This is a genomic window from Actinomadura darangshiensis, assembly GCF_004349235.1.
Lineage (GTDB): Bacteria > Actinomycetota > Actinomycetes > Streptosporangiales > Streptosporangiaceae > Spirillospora > Spirillospora darangshiensis.
Genome location: NZ_SMKY01000046.1, coordinates 1 through 13,287, shown reverse-complemented (window position 1 = coordinate 13,287; position 13,287 = coordinate 1). Strand labels below are relative to the sequence as shown.

13 protein-coding genes are annotated in these 13,287 nt (G+C 72.7%); 8 read left to right on the top strand and 5 right to left on the bottom strand.

Features of this window, described 5'->3' with window-relative positions; translation table 11 throughout:
* Window positions 1–3 precede the first annotated feature (3 nt).
* On the bottom strand, window positions 4–669 hold the full coding sequence (locus E1293_RS13210) for a helix-turn-helix domain-containing protein (RefSeq protein ID WP_132197449.1): 666 nt from the start codon (window positions 667–669) through the stop codon (window positions 4–6).
* An 83-nt stretch (window positions 670–752) separates the two neighbouring features.
* Here E1293_RS13210 and E1293_RS13205 point away from each other — a divergent pair, with 83 nt between their 5' ends.
* Together E1293_RS13205 and E1293_RS13200 are read left to right on the top strand one after the other, a co-directional pair.
* Window positions 753–1,607, top strand: coding sequence for an aldo/keto reductase (locus tag E1293_RS13205; RefSeq protein ID WP_132197447.1), 855 nt, complete (start codon window positions 753–755; stop codon window positions 1,605–1,607).
* A gap of 66 nt (window positions 1,608–1,673) precedes the next feature.
* The gene (locus tag E1293_RS13200; RefSeq protein ID WP_132197445.1) at window positions 1,674–2,231 is read left to right on the top strand and encodes a PadR family transcriptional regulator; all 558 of its coding nucleotides are present in this window, start codon (window positions 1,674–1,676) and stop codon (window positions 2,229–2,231) included.
* Window positions 2,232–2,245: 14 nt separating this feature from the next.
* Here E1293_RS13200 and E1293_RS13195 read toward each other — a convergent pair whose 3' ends face one another.
* Window positions 2,246–3,232, bottom strand: coding sequence for a diacylglycerol/lipid kinase family protein (locus tag E1293_RS13195; protein WP_132197443.1), 987 nt, complete (start codon window positions 3,230–3,232; stop codon window positions 2,246–2,248).
* 154 nt (window positions 3,233–3,386) lie between these two features.
* Between E1293_RS13195 and E1293_RS13190 the strand changes: the two genes are divergently transcribed.
* From E1293_RS13190 to E1293_RS13170, 5 genes are all read left to right on the top strand, one after another.
* On the top strand, window positions 3,387–4,397 hold the full coding sequence (locus tag E1293_RS13190; protein ID WP_132197441.1) for an alpha/beta hydrolase: 1,011 nt from the start codon (window positions 3,387–3,389) through the stop codon (window positions 4,395–4,397).
* Window positions 4,398–4,417: 20 nt separating this feature from the next.
* Window positions 4,418–5,305 (top strand): amidohydrolase family protein, encoded by an 888-nt coding sequence (locus E1293_RS13185; RefSeq protein ID WP_132197439.1) that lies wholly within the window; start codon window positions 4,418–4,420, stop codon window positions 5,303–5,305.
* Window positions 5,306–5,427: 122 nt separating this feature from the next.
* Window positions 5,428–6,309: a GH12 family glycosyl hydrolase domain-containing protein gene (locus tag E1293_RS13180; protein WP_132197437.1), complete on the top strand. Its 882-nt coding sequence runs from the start codon at window positions 5,428–5,430 to the stop codon at window positions 6,307–6,309.
* Between the two features lie 23 nt (window positions 6,310–6,332).
* A complete protein-coding gene (locus tag E1293_RS13175) occupies window positions 6,333–7,844 on the top strand; it encodes a cellulase family glycosylhydrolase (RefSeq protein WP_132197435.1) in 1,512 nt (503 codons plus the stop codon).
* A 1-nt stretch (window position 7,845) separates the two neighbouring features.
* Window positions 7,846–9,837, top strand: coding sequence for a glycoside hydrolase family 44 protein (locus E1293_RS13170; RefSeq protein ID WP_207938831.1), 1,992 nt, complete (start codon window positions 7,846–7,848; stop codon window positions 9,835–9,837).
* 7 nt (window positions 9,838–9,844) lie between these two features.
* On the opposite strand, the gene E1293_RS13165 is transcribed toward E1293_RS13170, so the two are convergent.
* From E1293_RS13165 to E1293_RS13155, 3 genes are read right to left on the bottom strand one after another with little or no spacing between them, the layout of a single operon-like run.
* Window positions 9,845–10,846: a cation diffusion facilitator family transporter gene (locus tag E1293_RS13165; protein ID WP_132197431.1), complete on the bottom strand. Its 1,002-nt coding sequence runs from the start codon at window positions 10,844–10,846 to the stop codon at window positions 9,845–9,847.
* Window positions 10,843–11,256: an ArsR/SmtB family transcription factor gene (locus E1293_RS13160; protein WP_132197429.1), complete on the bottom strand. Its 414-nt coding sequence runs from the start codon at window positions 11,254–11,256 to the stop codon at window positions 10,843–10,845. Before E1293_RS13160 ends, E1293_RS13165 begins: the two co-directional genes overlap by 4 nt.
* 24 nt (window positions 11,257–11,280) lie before the next feature.
* Window positions 11,281–12,333: a DUF6777 domain-containing protein gene (locus tag E1293_RS13155; protein WP_132197427.1), complete on the bottom strand. Its 1,053-nt coding sequence runs from the start codon at window positions 12,331–12,333 to the stop codon at window positions 11,281–11,283.
* Between the two features lie 101 nt (window positions 12,334–12,434).
* Between E1293_RS13155 and E1293_RS13150 the strand changes: the two genes are divergently transcribed.
* Window positions 12,435–13,287 (top strand): serine/threonine-protein kinase (locus E1293_RS13150; RefSeq protein ID WP_132197425.1); only part of this gene is annotated, 853 nt, incomplete at its 3' end.

The following is a 13,287-nucleotide window of genomic DNA, read 5'->3' as shown; positions in this document are numbered from 1 at the left end:
CCGTCAGCCGATCAGGCCGAACTCCTGGGCGCGCAGGCCCGCCTGGAACCGGGAGCCGGCGTCCAGCAGCGTGAGGATCTCCGCGACGCGGCGCCGGTAGGTGCGCAGCGACATGCCGAGCTGCCGCGCCGCCGCCTCGTCCTTCAGCCCGCCGGCGAGCAGCCGCAGGATGCGCCGGCTCTCCTCGCTCAGCGCCGGCGGCCGGTCGCGCCGGTAGTCGGCCAGCTCGATCGAGGTCTCCCAGGTCGCCCAGAACAGCGAGACGACGCCCTTCACCACGCCCGGCGACCGGACGACCGTGTACTCGCGGACGCCCCCCACCGCCGGGCCCGCGAGGATCGCGGCCCTGCGGTCCACGATGATCGTCTCGTGCGGGAGCGGGGTCGGGCAGATCCGCACCTGGGCCCCCGCCTTCGCGATCTCCACCAGGTGCCGCTCGGACTCCTCGTCCGCGAGCGCCGCCGGGTTGTGCAGCTTGTAGGTGGCCGGCCCGGCGCGGTTCCGGTGCCGCTCGGCGACGATCCGCTCCCGGTATCCGGGCAGCGCCCACGTGTTCATGTCGGTCGCGGCGCAGGCGAACTCCTCGCTCGCGAGGAACAGCCGCCCGGCGCGCTCGACCAGCTCCGCCTCACCGCGAAGCACGACGTTCCGGTCCAGATCGACGCTCATCGGTGTCCAGTCTGCCACGTGGCCGGTGGCAGCAAGCTGCCACCGGCTCGTCCAGGACGCCGGCCCGCAGCACAGTGGACCGCATGACACAGAACTTCGATCTCGGCGGCGACCTGCGCATCAAGCGGATGGGCTTCGGCGCGATGCGGCTGCCCGTGAGCTCCCTCGACGGACCGCCCAACGACCGCGACACCGGCCTGAAGATCCTGCGCCGGGCCGTCGAGCTGGGCGTCGACCACATCGACACCGCCGCGTTCTACTACCACCAGGACGGCGCGGCGGCGAACGAGATGATCCGCGCGGCGCTCAGCCCGTACCCGTCCGGCCTGGTCGTCGCCACGAAGGTGGGCCCGTACCGGGGGCCGGACGACCCGATCCCGTCCGGCCAGCTCAAGGCGTCGCAGCTGCGCGCCGAAGTGGAGCGCAACCTCACCGAGCTGGGCCGCGACCGGCTCGACCTCGTCTACCTGCGTCCGGGCGGCATGGAGGACCCCTCGGACGAGCCGATCGGCGAGCGCTTCGAGGTCCTCGCCGGCCTCCGCGAAGAGGGCCTCATCCGCCACCTCGGGCTGAGCCACATCAGCCGGGCGCAGCTCGACGAGGCGAGGACGATCGCGCCGGTCGCCGCCGTCCAGAACCGGTTCGACGTGACGCAGCCGCAGGACGCCGAACTCCTGGCGGTCTGCGAGCGCGAGCACATCGGCTACGCGCCGTACTTCCCGCTCGGCGGGTTCGGCATCCCCGACGACGCCGTCGTCAACGCGATCGCCGCCCGGCGCGGCGCGACCGTCCCGCAGGTGCTCCTCGCGGGCCTGCTCGCCCTCTCGCCCGTGCTGCTCGCCATCCCCGGCACCGGCTCCCCGGACCACCTGGAGGAGAACCTGGCCGCCGCGCGGCTGACGCTCACCCCGGAGGATCTCGCCGACCTTAAGCGGTGAGGTTGCCGCGCGCCGCCGACCGGAGCCTCTACCCTGAACAGGTTTGTTCGCGATCAGGGGGAGAGGATGTCGACGACGCGGCTGCTGGTGCTCGGCGGGGTGCGGCGGTTCGGGCGGGCGCACGGCTACGAGGTCCGCCGCGAGCTGATCTCGTGGGGGTCGGACGAGTGGGCCCACGTGAACCCCGGCTCGATCTACCACGCGCTCAAGCAGCTGGCCAAGGAGGGCCTGCTGCGCGCCCACGAGGTGGAGGAGAGCGACGCCGGGCCGCCGCACACCGACTACGAGATCACCGACGCCGGCCGGGCCGAGTTCCTCCGGCTGCTGCGCTGCGCCTTCGCCGCGGTCGACGTCCGGCATCCGGAGATGCTGACGGCGGGGCTCGGGTTCCTCACCGAGCTGCCGCGCGCCGAGGCGATCGGGCTGCTGCGCGAGCGGCTGGACGGCCTGGCCGGCTGGCGCGCGGAGGTCGCCCCGCACCTGGACGAGCAGGACCCGTCCGACCACCTGCGCGAGCTGCTCGGCTGGTGGGTCCACTCCGCCGACTCCGCCACGGCGTGGACGCTCGCCCTGATCGGCCGCCTGGAGGGCGGCGCCTACGTCATGGCGGACGAGCGGAGCTGACCGGCGGCGCGGTGTCAGGTGTCGAGGAACGCCTGCGGGACGATCACCCGCAGCGCGTTGCCGCGCAGCTTGATCGACACGGGGGTGCGGCCGCGGATCTCGCCGTCCACGTCCACCCGCATCGGCGGGTCGGTCTCGATCTCGACCTGCGCGGTGGTGAGGAACGCGTCCTCCTCCAGTGACCGCCACTGGCCGGTGAGGACGTGCCGGGCCGTCGCCGAGGCCAGCCGCAGCCGCCGCTCGTCGCCCAGCCGGTAGACGGCCAGCAGCCGGTCGTCGGGGCTGGCGTCGCGGGCGATCCGCTGCCCGCTGTGGTGCGCGCCGTTGGCGATGTTCAGCTGGTGGGTAGCCAGCTCCCGCACCTCGCCGTCGATCGTGACGCGGGCGGTGAACGCCTCGTGCCGGGGCAGCAGCCGCGCCGCCGTCAGCGCGTACGCGGGACGCCCGACGAACCGCTTCAGCGTGTGCGGGACGTGCCCGGCGACCTCGACCGACAGGCCGAGGCTGACCATGTTCGCGAAGATGTGCTCGCGGTCGGCGCCCGGCCCCTCGCCCTGCGGGTCGCCGGTCGACTCGAACCAGCCGACGTCGACGTCCGCGACCTTCCCCGCGCCCGGCCGGCCGACGGCGAGCGTCGTGACCGCGCCCGCCAGGTCGAGCGGCAGCTCCAGGCTGCGGGCGAAGTTGTTGGTGGTGCCGAGCGGCAGCACGCCGAGCGCGATGTCGCGGTGCGCCAGGTGCCCGACGGCCTCGGCGACCGTGCCGTCCCCGCCGCCGACCACGACGAGGTCGGGTTCCAGTGCCAGCACGTCGGTGAACAGCTCGCGCAGCCGGGTCGGGTCGGTCACCGGGAAGACGTGCGGGAACTCAAGGCCCGACTCGCGCAGCAGCCGCCGGGCCGTGCCGTACAGCCGGCGGCCCCGCCGCGAACGGGAGTTGATCACCAGCACCGCGCGCCCGCCGCCCGCGATCGCCGATTCCAGCTCCGCCTTGCTCCGCATCTGGACGCTCCGCATCTCGACCGGTCGCCCCCTTCGTCCGCGTCACCCTACAAGGAACACCGGACCGGAACTCCCGGCCCGACATTTTATAAACCGTTTACACAGCGTTGAAACATCGCCGTCAGGGGGAATCCTGACAAGTGAGCACATCTGAATGACGGGCGGGAACATGGGGTTGCGCGGCCTGGCCGGAGCGGGATTCGTCGTGCTGGTCGCCGGGGTCACGGCGTCCATCGCGGCGGGCGGCACGGCGCCGCCCGGCGCCCCCGCCGACGACGGCGCGACGGTGGTCGGCGAGCGCCGCCCGCGCCGCCGCGTCCTCGACCTGGCCGTTCGTTCCCCCGTCCTGGACCGCGTCGCGCACGCCCGCCTCCTGCTGCCGCCCGGCTGGTCGCGGGAAGTCTCCCGCACCTGGCCGGTGCTCTGGCTCCTGCACGGGGCCGGCGCCGGCCGGGACGGCCACACCGCGTGGAGCGACCACAGCGACATCGAGGAACTGACCGAGCACGCCGATGTGATCGTCGTCATGCCGGACGGCGGCCCGTGCGGAAATTACACCGACTGGTGGAATCGCGGCGACGGCGGCGCGCCGAAGTGGGAGACCTTTCATCTGGCCGAACTCCGGCAGATCCTGGAACGCGGATACCGCGCCGGGCCGGACCGCGCCGTCGCCGGGCAGGCGATGGGCGGGCTCGGCGCGCTGGCGTACGCGGCCCGGCACCGCGGCCTGTTCCGGGCGGCGGCCTCGTTCAGCGGGCCCGTCCACACGCTGCACCGCGACCCGGCCGGACTGGACGTCGCCGACCTCGTGGAACTGGGCGTCGCGATCGGCGCGCCGTCCGCCGACTGGACGGACGTGTGGGGCGACCCCGACGAGCAGCGCGTCGTGTGGCGGCAGCACAACCCGTACGACCTCGCGGACCGGCTTGCCGGCGTCCGCGTGCACGTCAGCGCGGGCGACGGCACGGCGGGCCCCTTCGACCCGGTTCCCGGAGCGGACGTGCTGGAGGCGCTCGCGCACACCGTCTCGCGGGAGTTCGCCGGCAAGCTGCAGAAGCTCGGTATCCCGGTCTCGACGCACTTCTACCGGGGCACGCACACGTGGCCGTACTGGCGGCGCGAGCTGAGGGCCGCGCTGCCCGCCCTGCTCGCGGAGATCACCTGACGCCCGGCTAGGGTCGGGGCGTGGCCGAACCTCATTCTGATTCTGCAGTCGCCTCGTTCTGGCGGGCCCTCGGGCTGCCCGGGATCATCGACGTCCACGTCCACTTCATGCCGCAGCGGCTGATGAGCGCGGTCTGGGGGTACTTCGACGAGGCCGGTCCGCTGATCGGCACCGAGTGGCCCATCCGGTACCGGGACTCGGAGGAGGAGCGCCTGGCGTTCCTGCGCGGCCTCGGCGTCCGCGCGTTCACCTCGCTCACCTACCCGCACCGGCCCGGCATGGCCGAGTCGCTGAACGACTGGACGGCCCAGTTCGCCGCCCGCGTCCCCGAATGCCTCCAGACCGCAACGTTCTTCCCCGAGCCCGGCGTCGCGGACTACGTGCGCCGCGCCCTCGACGGCGGCACCCGGGTCTTCAAGGTCCACCTCCAGGTCGGCGGGTTCGACCCCCGCGCCAAGGAGCTGGACGAGGTGTGGGGGATGCTCGCCGACGCCGGGGTCCCCGCGCTCGTCCACGCCGGCTCGGGCCCGGTCGCCAACGGCTACACCGGTCCGGGCCCGTTCGGCGACGTCCTCGCCCGGCACCCGGGCCTCACCGCCATCGTCGCGCACCTGGGCGCGCCGGAGTTCGACGGCTTCTTCGCCCTCGCCGACCGGTACGAGCGCGTCCACCTCGACACGACGATGGTCTTCACCCGCTTCGCGGCGCTGGCCGCGTTCCCGGACGCGCTCCTGCCCCGGCTGCGCGACCTCGGCCTGGACGGCCGCATCCTGCTCGGCACCGACTTCCCCAACATCCCGTACGAGTACGCGCACCAGCTGGAGTCCCTCGCGGCCCTCGACCTGGGCGACGACTGGATGCGGTCCGTGTGCTGGCACGGCCCGGCCAAGCTGTTCGGCCTCGCGTAGGCGTTTCAGCAGTTTTCATGCGAGGCCGCTGGTCAGCGCGGGACGCGCGGCTCCGACCTTGACAGGCGGGGTGGGCGCCGCGACTTTGGGAGCGCTCCCACTCGACCGAATGAGGACCCCGCATGAAAGCGCGTCTCAAGAGCTGTGCCGTCCTCGCCGCGGCCCTGCTGGCGATCCCCGTCCCCTTCATGGCACCCGCGTCCGCGGCGACCCGGCTGTGCGGTGCCACCGACTCGACACCCGTCAACGGCGGCGAGTACATCGCGCAGAACAACATCTGGGGCGCGAGCACCCCGCAGTGCATCACCGTGGACGGGACGTCGTTCACGGTCGACTCGTCCGGGCACGGCAACTCGACCAGCGGCGCCCCGGCCGCGTACCCGTCGCTGTTCAAAGGCTGCCATTGGGGCCAGTGCACCTCCGGCAGCGGCTTCCCGGTGCAGGTCGGGTCGATGCCGTCGGTCACGAGCGACTGGAGCACGACGCAGCCGGGCTCGGGCTCGTACAACGTGTCGTACGACCTCTGGTACGACAGTCACCCGAGCACCGAGACCGACCCGGACGGCGCCGAGGTGATGGTCTGGCTGAACCACCGCGGCGGCGTGCAGCCGGCCGGGACGCGGGTCGCGAGCGGCGTCCAGATCGCCGGTGCGACCTGGGACGTCTGGTACAGCCGGATGAACTGGAACTACATCGCCTACGTGCGCACGGACGGCACCGCTTCGGTCAGCGGGCTCGACCTGCGGGCCATCACCGGAGACGCCGTGTCCCGCGGCTACATCGAGAACGCGTGGTACCTCATCGACGCCGAGGCCGGCTTCGAGATCTGGCAGGGCGGGGCGGGGCTGGCGACGAACTCGTTCTCCGTCACGGTCGGCGGCGCCGGCCACGCCGTGAACGCGGACCACGACGGCGCCGTCCCCGCGCACGGCTCGGCGAGCTTCGGCATCCAGGGCACCGGCTCCGCACCCGGCGCCCCGGCCATTACCCGCGCGGCGCGCTGACGTCCCGGAAGAGGAGAACGACCATGACCGCGATCGCGAGACGCAGCCGCCTCATCCTGCTCGCCCTGGCCGCGCTGGTGGCGCTGGCGTTCGTGCCGGGCACGCCGAGGCCGGCCCACGCCGCCGCCGGCAGCGGGTACTGGCACACCAGCGGCCGTCAGCTGCTCGACTCCGGCGGGCAGCCGGTGCGGATGACGGGCATCAACTGGTTCGGCGCCGAGACGTCCAACTACTCGCCGCACGGCCTCTGGTCGCGCGGCTACAAGGACATGCTCGACCAGATCAAGAGCCTGCGGTACAACACGCTGCGGCTGCCCTACAGCAGCCAGCTCTTCGACGCCGGCAGCACGCCGAACAGCATCGACTACACCAAGAACCCGGACCTGCAGGGCCTGGACGGCCTCGGCGTCCTCGACAAGATCATCGGGTATGCGGGGCAGCTCGGGCTGAAGGTCGTCCTCGACCGGCACCGCCCGGACTCCGGCGGGCAGTCCGCGCTCTGGTACACGGGCGCCTATCCCGAGTCGCGGTGGATCTCCGACTGGACGATGCTCGCCCGGCACTACGCGGGCAACACCACCGTCATCGGCGCCGACCTGCACAACGAGCCGCACTCCCCGGCCTGCTGGGGCTGCGGCGACCAGGCGACGGACTGGCGGCTCGCCGCCGAGCGGGCCGGCAACGCGATCCTCGCCGTCAACTCGAACTGGCTGATCATCGTCGAGGGCGTCAACGACTACAGCGGCGACAACTACTGGTGGGGCGGCAACCTGCAGGGCGCCGCGGCGGCCCCCGTGCGGCTGGACGTCCCGAACCGGCTCGTCTACTCCGCGCACGACTACGCGACGTCGGTGTACCCGCAGCCGTGGTTCGACGACCCGTCCTTCCCGTCCAACCTGGCCGGGATCTGGGACAAGAACTGGGGCTACCTCTACAAGAACAACGTCGCGCCCGTCCTGCTCGGCGAGTTCGGCACCACGCTGCGCGACCCGCGCGACCAGACCTGGCTGCGCACCCTGATGGACTACCTCGGCACGGGCACGAGCGGGATGTCCTTCACGTACTGGTCGTGGAACCCCAACTCCGGTGACACGGGCGGCATCCTTAACGACGACTGGACGACCGTGAACACGGCGAAGCAGGCGTACCTCGACCCGTACCTGCTCGGCGCCGGCGACCCGGGCGGCGACCCGGGCGACGGCGACCCCGGGACGCCGCCGGAGACGTCCTGCAAGGTCGCCTACAAGGTGCAGAACACCTGGGCGGACGGCTTCACCGCCCAGGTGACCATCACCAACAGCGGCTCGTCGGCGCTGAACGGCTGGACGCTGGAGTTCGCCTTCCCCGGCGGCCAGAAGGTCAGCCAGGGGTGGAGCGCGACCTGGACCCAGAGCGGCGCCGACGTGAGCGCCGAGAGCCTGAGCTGGAATGCCGCCATCGCGCCCGGCGCCTCGCTCACGGTCGGGTTCCAGGCGACCGGCACGTCCGGGACGCCGACGGCGTTCGACGTCAACGACCAGGCGTGCGAGGTGTGACGTGGCACGGACGAAGGCACTGCTCGCCGCGGCGCTGGCCGCCGCGCTCCTGCCGTGGGCCGCGCCCGCCGCACAGGCCGCGGACGGCCCCGCGCTGACCGTCGACCCGGGCGCGTCCCGGCACACGATCAGCCCCTACATCTACGGGATGAACTTCGCCGGGGAGGATCTCGCCAAGGAGCTGAACCTCCCCGTCCGGCGGTGGGGCGGCAACGCGACGACCCGCTACAACTACCTGTACGACGAGACGAACCGCGGCTCGGACTGGTATTTCGAGAACGTGCCGGGCCCGGCGCCGGACCCCGCGGCGCTGCCCGACGGGTCCGAGACCGACCAGTTCACCGAACAGGACCGGCGCACCGGCACCGACACGATCCTGTCCGTCCCGCTCATCGGCTGGACGCCGAAGGCCCGCGACTACACCTGCGGGTTCGGCATCGAGAAGTACGGGCCGCAGCAGGGCGCCGACACCGAATGGCGCCCCGACTGCGGCAACGGCGTCAAGCCGGACGGCTCGAACGTCACCGGCAACGACCCGGCCGACACCAGCGTCCCGGCCGGGCCGCGGTACGTCACCGACTGGCTGTCCCACCTGACCGGCAAGTACGGCACGGCGGACGGCGGCGGTGTCCGGTTCTACAACCTGGACAACGAGCCCGACCTGTGGCACGCCACCCACCGGGACGTCCACCCGGAGGGCGCCGGCTACGACGAGATGCGCGACCAGACGTACGCGATCGCGTCCGCCGTGAAGGCCGCCGACCCGGGCGCCAAGACGCTCGGCCCGGTCGGCTGGGGCTACCAGTCGCTCACGATGTCGGGCCTGGACAAGCAGACCTGCGACCGCGAGGGCGGCGACTGCTGGTCGAACCCGCCGGACCGCGCCGCGCACGGCGGCGTCGCGTTCGCCGACTGGTACCTGCGGCAGATGAAGGCGTACGAGGACCAGCACGGCAAGCGGATCCTCGACTACTTCGACGAGCACCTCTACCCGCAGCAGAGCGGCGTCGCGCTCGGCGAGGCCGGCGACGCGGCGACCCAGGAGCTGCGGCTGCGCTCCACCCGGCAGCTCTGGGACCCCACGTACACGGACGAGAGCTGGATCGACCAGCCGATCCAGTACATCCCGCGCATGCGCGATCTGGTGAACGCGAACTACCCGGGCACCAAGCTCGCCGTCACCGAGTACAACTGGGGTGCGCTCGGCCACGTCAACGGCGCCCTGGCGGAGGCCGACGTCCTCGGCATCTTCGGACGCGAGGGACTCGACCTGGCCACCCTGTGGGCGCCGCCGGGCTCGGCGGACCCGGGCGCGTACGCGTTCCGCATGTACCGGAACTACGACGGCGCAGGGGCGTCCTTCGGCGACACGTCGGTCAGCGCGAAGAGCGCCGACCAGGGGAAGCTCGCCGTGTACGCGGCGCAGCGCTCCGCCGACAAGGCGCTCACGCTGATGATCGTGAACAAGTCGCTGACCGACGACCTGACCAGCACGGTGTCGGTCGCCGGGCGGTCGGGCTCGGCCGCCGGCCACGTCTACCGCTACAGCGGCGCCGACCAGTCGTCGATCGTCCACGCCCCCGACGTCACCGTCGGCTCGGACGGGTTCAGCTCGACGTTCCCCGCGTCCTCGATCACGCTGGTCGAGATCCCCGCGGACGACGGCCCGGCCGCGCCGGCGTGCGAGGTCGCCTACAAGGTGCAGAGCCAGTGGGGGAGCGGATTCACCGCGCAGGTCACGGTCACCAACACCGGCACCTCACCCCTCTCCGGCTGGACGCTCGGGTTCGCGTTCGCCGCCGACCAGCGCGTCGCCCAGGGCTGGAACGCCACCTGGGCGCAGGACGGCGCGAACGTCACCGCCCGCGGCCTCGACTGGAACAAGGCCATCGAACCGGGCGGCTCGGTGACGATCGGGTTCAACGCGTCGAGCGGCGGCACCAACCCGGCCCCGTCCACCTTCAAGGTCAACAACGCCACCTGCACCACCTAGCCCGCTGTCAGTGGTCGCAGGGGGCGGTGCCCGCGTGATCGTGGGGCTCGCCGGCCTCCGCCACATGGCGGGGGCCGTGCGCGTCGTCGCAGTGGCCGTGCCCGCCGGACGGGTCGTCCACGTGGTCGACCTCCAGGGTCGTGTGCGTGATCCCGTACGAGTCGCGCAGCAGTTCCTGAAGGTCGCGGCGGACGGCGTGGCAGTCGCCCTGGGTGTCGACGAGCACGTGCGCAGACAGCGCCGGGTAGCCGGAGCTGACCTCCCACACGTGCAGGTCGTGGACCTCCTCGACGCAGGGGCGCCCGGCGAGCCGGGCGCCCAGCTCGGACGGGTCGATGCCGGCGGGCGCGGCCTCCATGAGCACCCGGCCCGCGTCCCGCAGCAGCCCGTACCCGGCCTTGAACATCAGCGCGGCCACCACCAGGGAGGCGATCGCGTCGGCGCGGGCGAAGCCCGTCGTCCACACGACGAGGCCGGCGACCGCGGTGGAGATGAACGCGAACAGGTCGTTGAGGATGTGCTGGAACGCGCCCTCGACGTTCAGGCTGCGCCGGTCGGCGCGGCTGATCAGCACGGTCGCGGCGATGTTGACGGCGATGCCCGCGACGGCCGTCCAGAAGACGAACTGGCCCTCGACGGCGGGCGGGTCGACCAGCCGCCGGACGCCCTCGTACACGAAGTAGACCGCGAGCAGGATCAGCGTCAGCCCGTTCAGCTGCGCCGACAGGATCTCGGCGCGGCGCAGGCCGAAGGTGTAGCCGCCCTTCGGCGGGCGCACGGCGATCCGCATCGCCACCAGCGCCAGCGCGATCGCGAAGGCGTCCGTCATCATGTGCGCGGCGTCGGTGATCAGCGCCAGCGACCCGGCGGCGAACCCGATCACCACCTCGCCCGACATGTAGGCGAGGATCAGCGCGAGCGCGGCGGTCAGCAGCCGCCGGTCGGCGCCCGCCGAGACGGCGTGCCCGTGGCCGTGGCCGTGCCCGGCCGGCGCGTCCTCCCCGGTCATGTGCCTTCCTCCCCGTGGCCGACGTGGGTGAGGGCGAGATCGAGCAGCAGCCGGACGTGCGAGTCGTCCAGCCGGTAGTAGGCCATCCGGCCGGCCCGGCGGACCCGGACGACGCGGTTGGCGCGCAGCAGGCGCAGCGCGTGCGAGACCGCCGACTCCGAGTGCCCGCAGGCCGCGGCGATGTCGCACACGCACATCTCTCCCCCTTCGAGCAGCGCGGTGATCACCCGCAGCCGGCCGGGGTCGGACAGCAGCCCGAACACCTGCGCCAGGTCCGCGATCGTCTCCGCGCCCGGCAGGGACGCGGAGACGGCGGCGACCTTCTCGGCGTCGACCACGCGGACGGCGCACGCGTCGGCGGGCACCTCCGCGGGGCCGGCCGCGGCCACAACGTCTGAAGCACTGCTCATATGAACAATCTATCGCATGCCCGTTCAGGTGACGGCCGGGGCCGGCTCCTCGGACGGCGGCAGCGAGATCGGGCTCGGCGGGCCGTCGCCCGGCCGCATCCCGCCGGTGCCCCTACCCCGCTCCTGCGGCGTCACGCCCGGTGATGCGGGGGAGAGCTGCGGATCGGGCGTCTCCGGCCCGGGTGTGCCGGGCGATTCCGTCCCAGGCGTCTCCAGACCGGGCGATTCGGTGCCCGGGGACTCGGTGCCGGGGGACTCCAGGCCGGAGTCGGACGGCGACGGCGAGTCGCTCGACGGCACCTCCGTCTCGGTCGACGGCAGCCCGGTGGGCGGGCCGTCCTCCGGGCCGCCGGTGGCGCGCGGCCGCTCGAACCCCATGGTGCCCTCCGGATCGACGAGGACGAAGGTCGTGATCGTCCCCTTCCGCGAATCCCGCGGGCGGATCCGGGTCACATTCGCCTTCTCGAATCCCGGCCAGGACCGGCCATCGTAGGACGCGTTCCGGGTGGAGATCTTTTTCTCCGGCCGGGTCAAGGGATTGCCACAATTGCACTTAACCGCGGGCACACCGTAACCATTGATCAAAACGCCCATTCCGGCCTGCAGGACGGCGGGTCCGCTCGTCGCCTTCCCGTCCCGGTACCCGTGGTTGGTGACGAGCGTGTCGGTGCGCAGCAGCACCGGCGTCAGCCGCGACACATACCGCGGGATGTCGCTCACCGGGATGCCCTGCACGCCCGCCCACGCGCGCGCCTTGTCCGGGTTGGCCTGCAGGAACGCGACGAGTTTCCGCCGGTCGCAGGTCGACGCCCGGCGCGTCCCGCCGTACAGGCCGGGCGAGTCGCCGTCCTTCGTCCCGCCCGCCCGCGGCCGCTCCTTCACGTTCGCCTTGTCGGTGTCGGCCACCAGCGTGTACGGCTCCGGACCGGGCGATCCGACCGTCAGCCGCGTGATGGTGGCGCCCGCGTCCCCGCAGCCCGACAGCGTGCCCGCCGCCACCGCGAGGGCCGCGGCCGACCCCGCCAGCGGCACCGCGCAAGCCCGGTACCGTGCAATTGTCGAACGGATCTTCAGCATGCCTCTTCCCCCGCTTCGGGCTCGCCGAACCTATACTCTTCGATGCCGGGCGGAGCGGTTTTGTGCCCGCCGGAATGGACGAATTTTTCGCGGGGGTACGAATGGCGGGTCCGGTTCCCCTCACCGCGGCCGATCCGGCGCGCCTCGGCGGCTGGGAACTGCTCGGCCGCATCGGCGCCGGCGGCCAGGGCGTGGTGTACCTCGGCCGCCCGGCGGCGCCGGGCCCGGGGCCGTCGCGCGTCGCGGTCAAGCTCCTGCACGGCAAGCTGATCGCAGACGCGGACGCGCGGGAGCGGTTCGTGCGCGAGCTGGCCCTGCTGGAGCGGGTCGCCGGGTTCTGCACCGCGCAGATGCTCGCCGCCGACACGGCGGGCGACCGCCCCTACATCGTCAGCGAGTACGTGCCCGGGCCGTCGCTGCGCGCCCTCGTCCAGGAGGAGGGGCCCCGCGAGGGCGCCGACCTCGACCGGCTCGCGATCAGCTCGGTGACGGCGCTGTCGGCGATCCACCGCGCGAACATCGTGCACCGCGACTTCAAGCCGCAGAACGTCCTGATGGGCCCGGACGGGCCGCGCGTGATCGACTTCGGCATCGCCCGCGCGTTCGACACGGGCGCCACGATGACCAGCCAGGTCGTCGGGACCCCCGCCTACATGGCGCCCGAGCAGTTCTCCGGGCGCGTCGGGCCGTCCACCGACCTGTTCGCCTGGGCCGCGACCCTGCTGTTCGCCGCCACCGGCCGCGACCCGTTCGCCGGCGGCCCGCTGCCCACCGTGATGTACCGGATCCTCCACGAGACGCCCGACCTGGCCGCCCTGCCGAGCCCGCTCGCCGACGTCGCCGCCGCCTGCCTCCACAAGGACCCGAAGGCCCGCCCCACATCCGAGGACGTCCTGCTCTGGCTTCTCGGCGAACGCGAGCGGCACGCCCGCCTGGACATCCCCACCCAAGCCC

What these genes read in the sequence shown, in the direction of transcription:
- E1293_RS13180 (WP_132197437.1), top strand. Translation starts at nt 5,428, where the DNA reads ATGAAAGCGCGTCTCAAGAGCTGTGCCGTCCTCGCCGCGGCCCTGCTG.
- E1293_RS13155 (WP_132197427.1), bottom strand. Translation starts at nt 12,333, where the DNA reads ATGCTGAAGATCCGTTCGACAATTGCACGGTACCGGGCTTGCGCGGTG.
- E1293_RS13175 (WP_132197435.1), top strand. Translation starts at nt 6,333, where the DNA reads ATGACCGCGATCGCGAGACGCAGCCGCCTCATCCTGCTCGCCCTGGCC.
- E1293_RS13160 (WP_132197429.1), bottom strand. Translation starts at nt 11,256, where the DNA reads ATGAGCAGTGCTTCAGACGTTGTGGCCGCGGCCGGCCCCGCGGAGGTG.
- E1293_RS13195 (WP_132197443.1), bottom strand. Translation starts at nt 3,232, where the DNA reads ATGCGGAGCAAGGCGGAGCTGGAATCGGCGATCGCGGGCGGCGGGCGC.
- E1293_RS13200 (WP_132197445.1), top strand. Translation starts at nt 1,674, where the DNA reads ATGTCGACGACGCGGCTGCTGGTGCTCGGCGGGGTGCGGCGGTTCGGG.
- E1293_RS13205 (WP_132197447.1), top strand. Translation starts at nt 753, where the DNA reads ATGACACAGAACTTCGATCTCGGCGGCGACCTGCGCATCAAGCGGATG.
- E1293_RS13165 (WP_132197431.1), bottom strand. Translation starts at nt 10,846, where the DNA reads ATGACCGGGGAGGACGCGCCGGCCGGGCACGGCCACGGCCACGGGCAC.
- E1293_RS13190 (WP_132197441.1), top strand. Translation starts at nt 3,387, where the DNA reads ATGACGGGCGGGAACATGGGGTTGCGCGGCCTGGCCGGAGCGGGATTC.
- E1293_RS13210 (WP_132197449.1), bottom strand. Translation starts at nt 669, where the DNA reads ATGAGCGTCGATCTGGACCGGAACGTCGTGCTTCGCGGTGAGGCGGAG.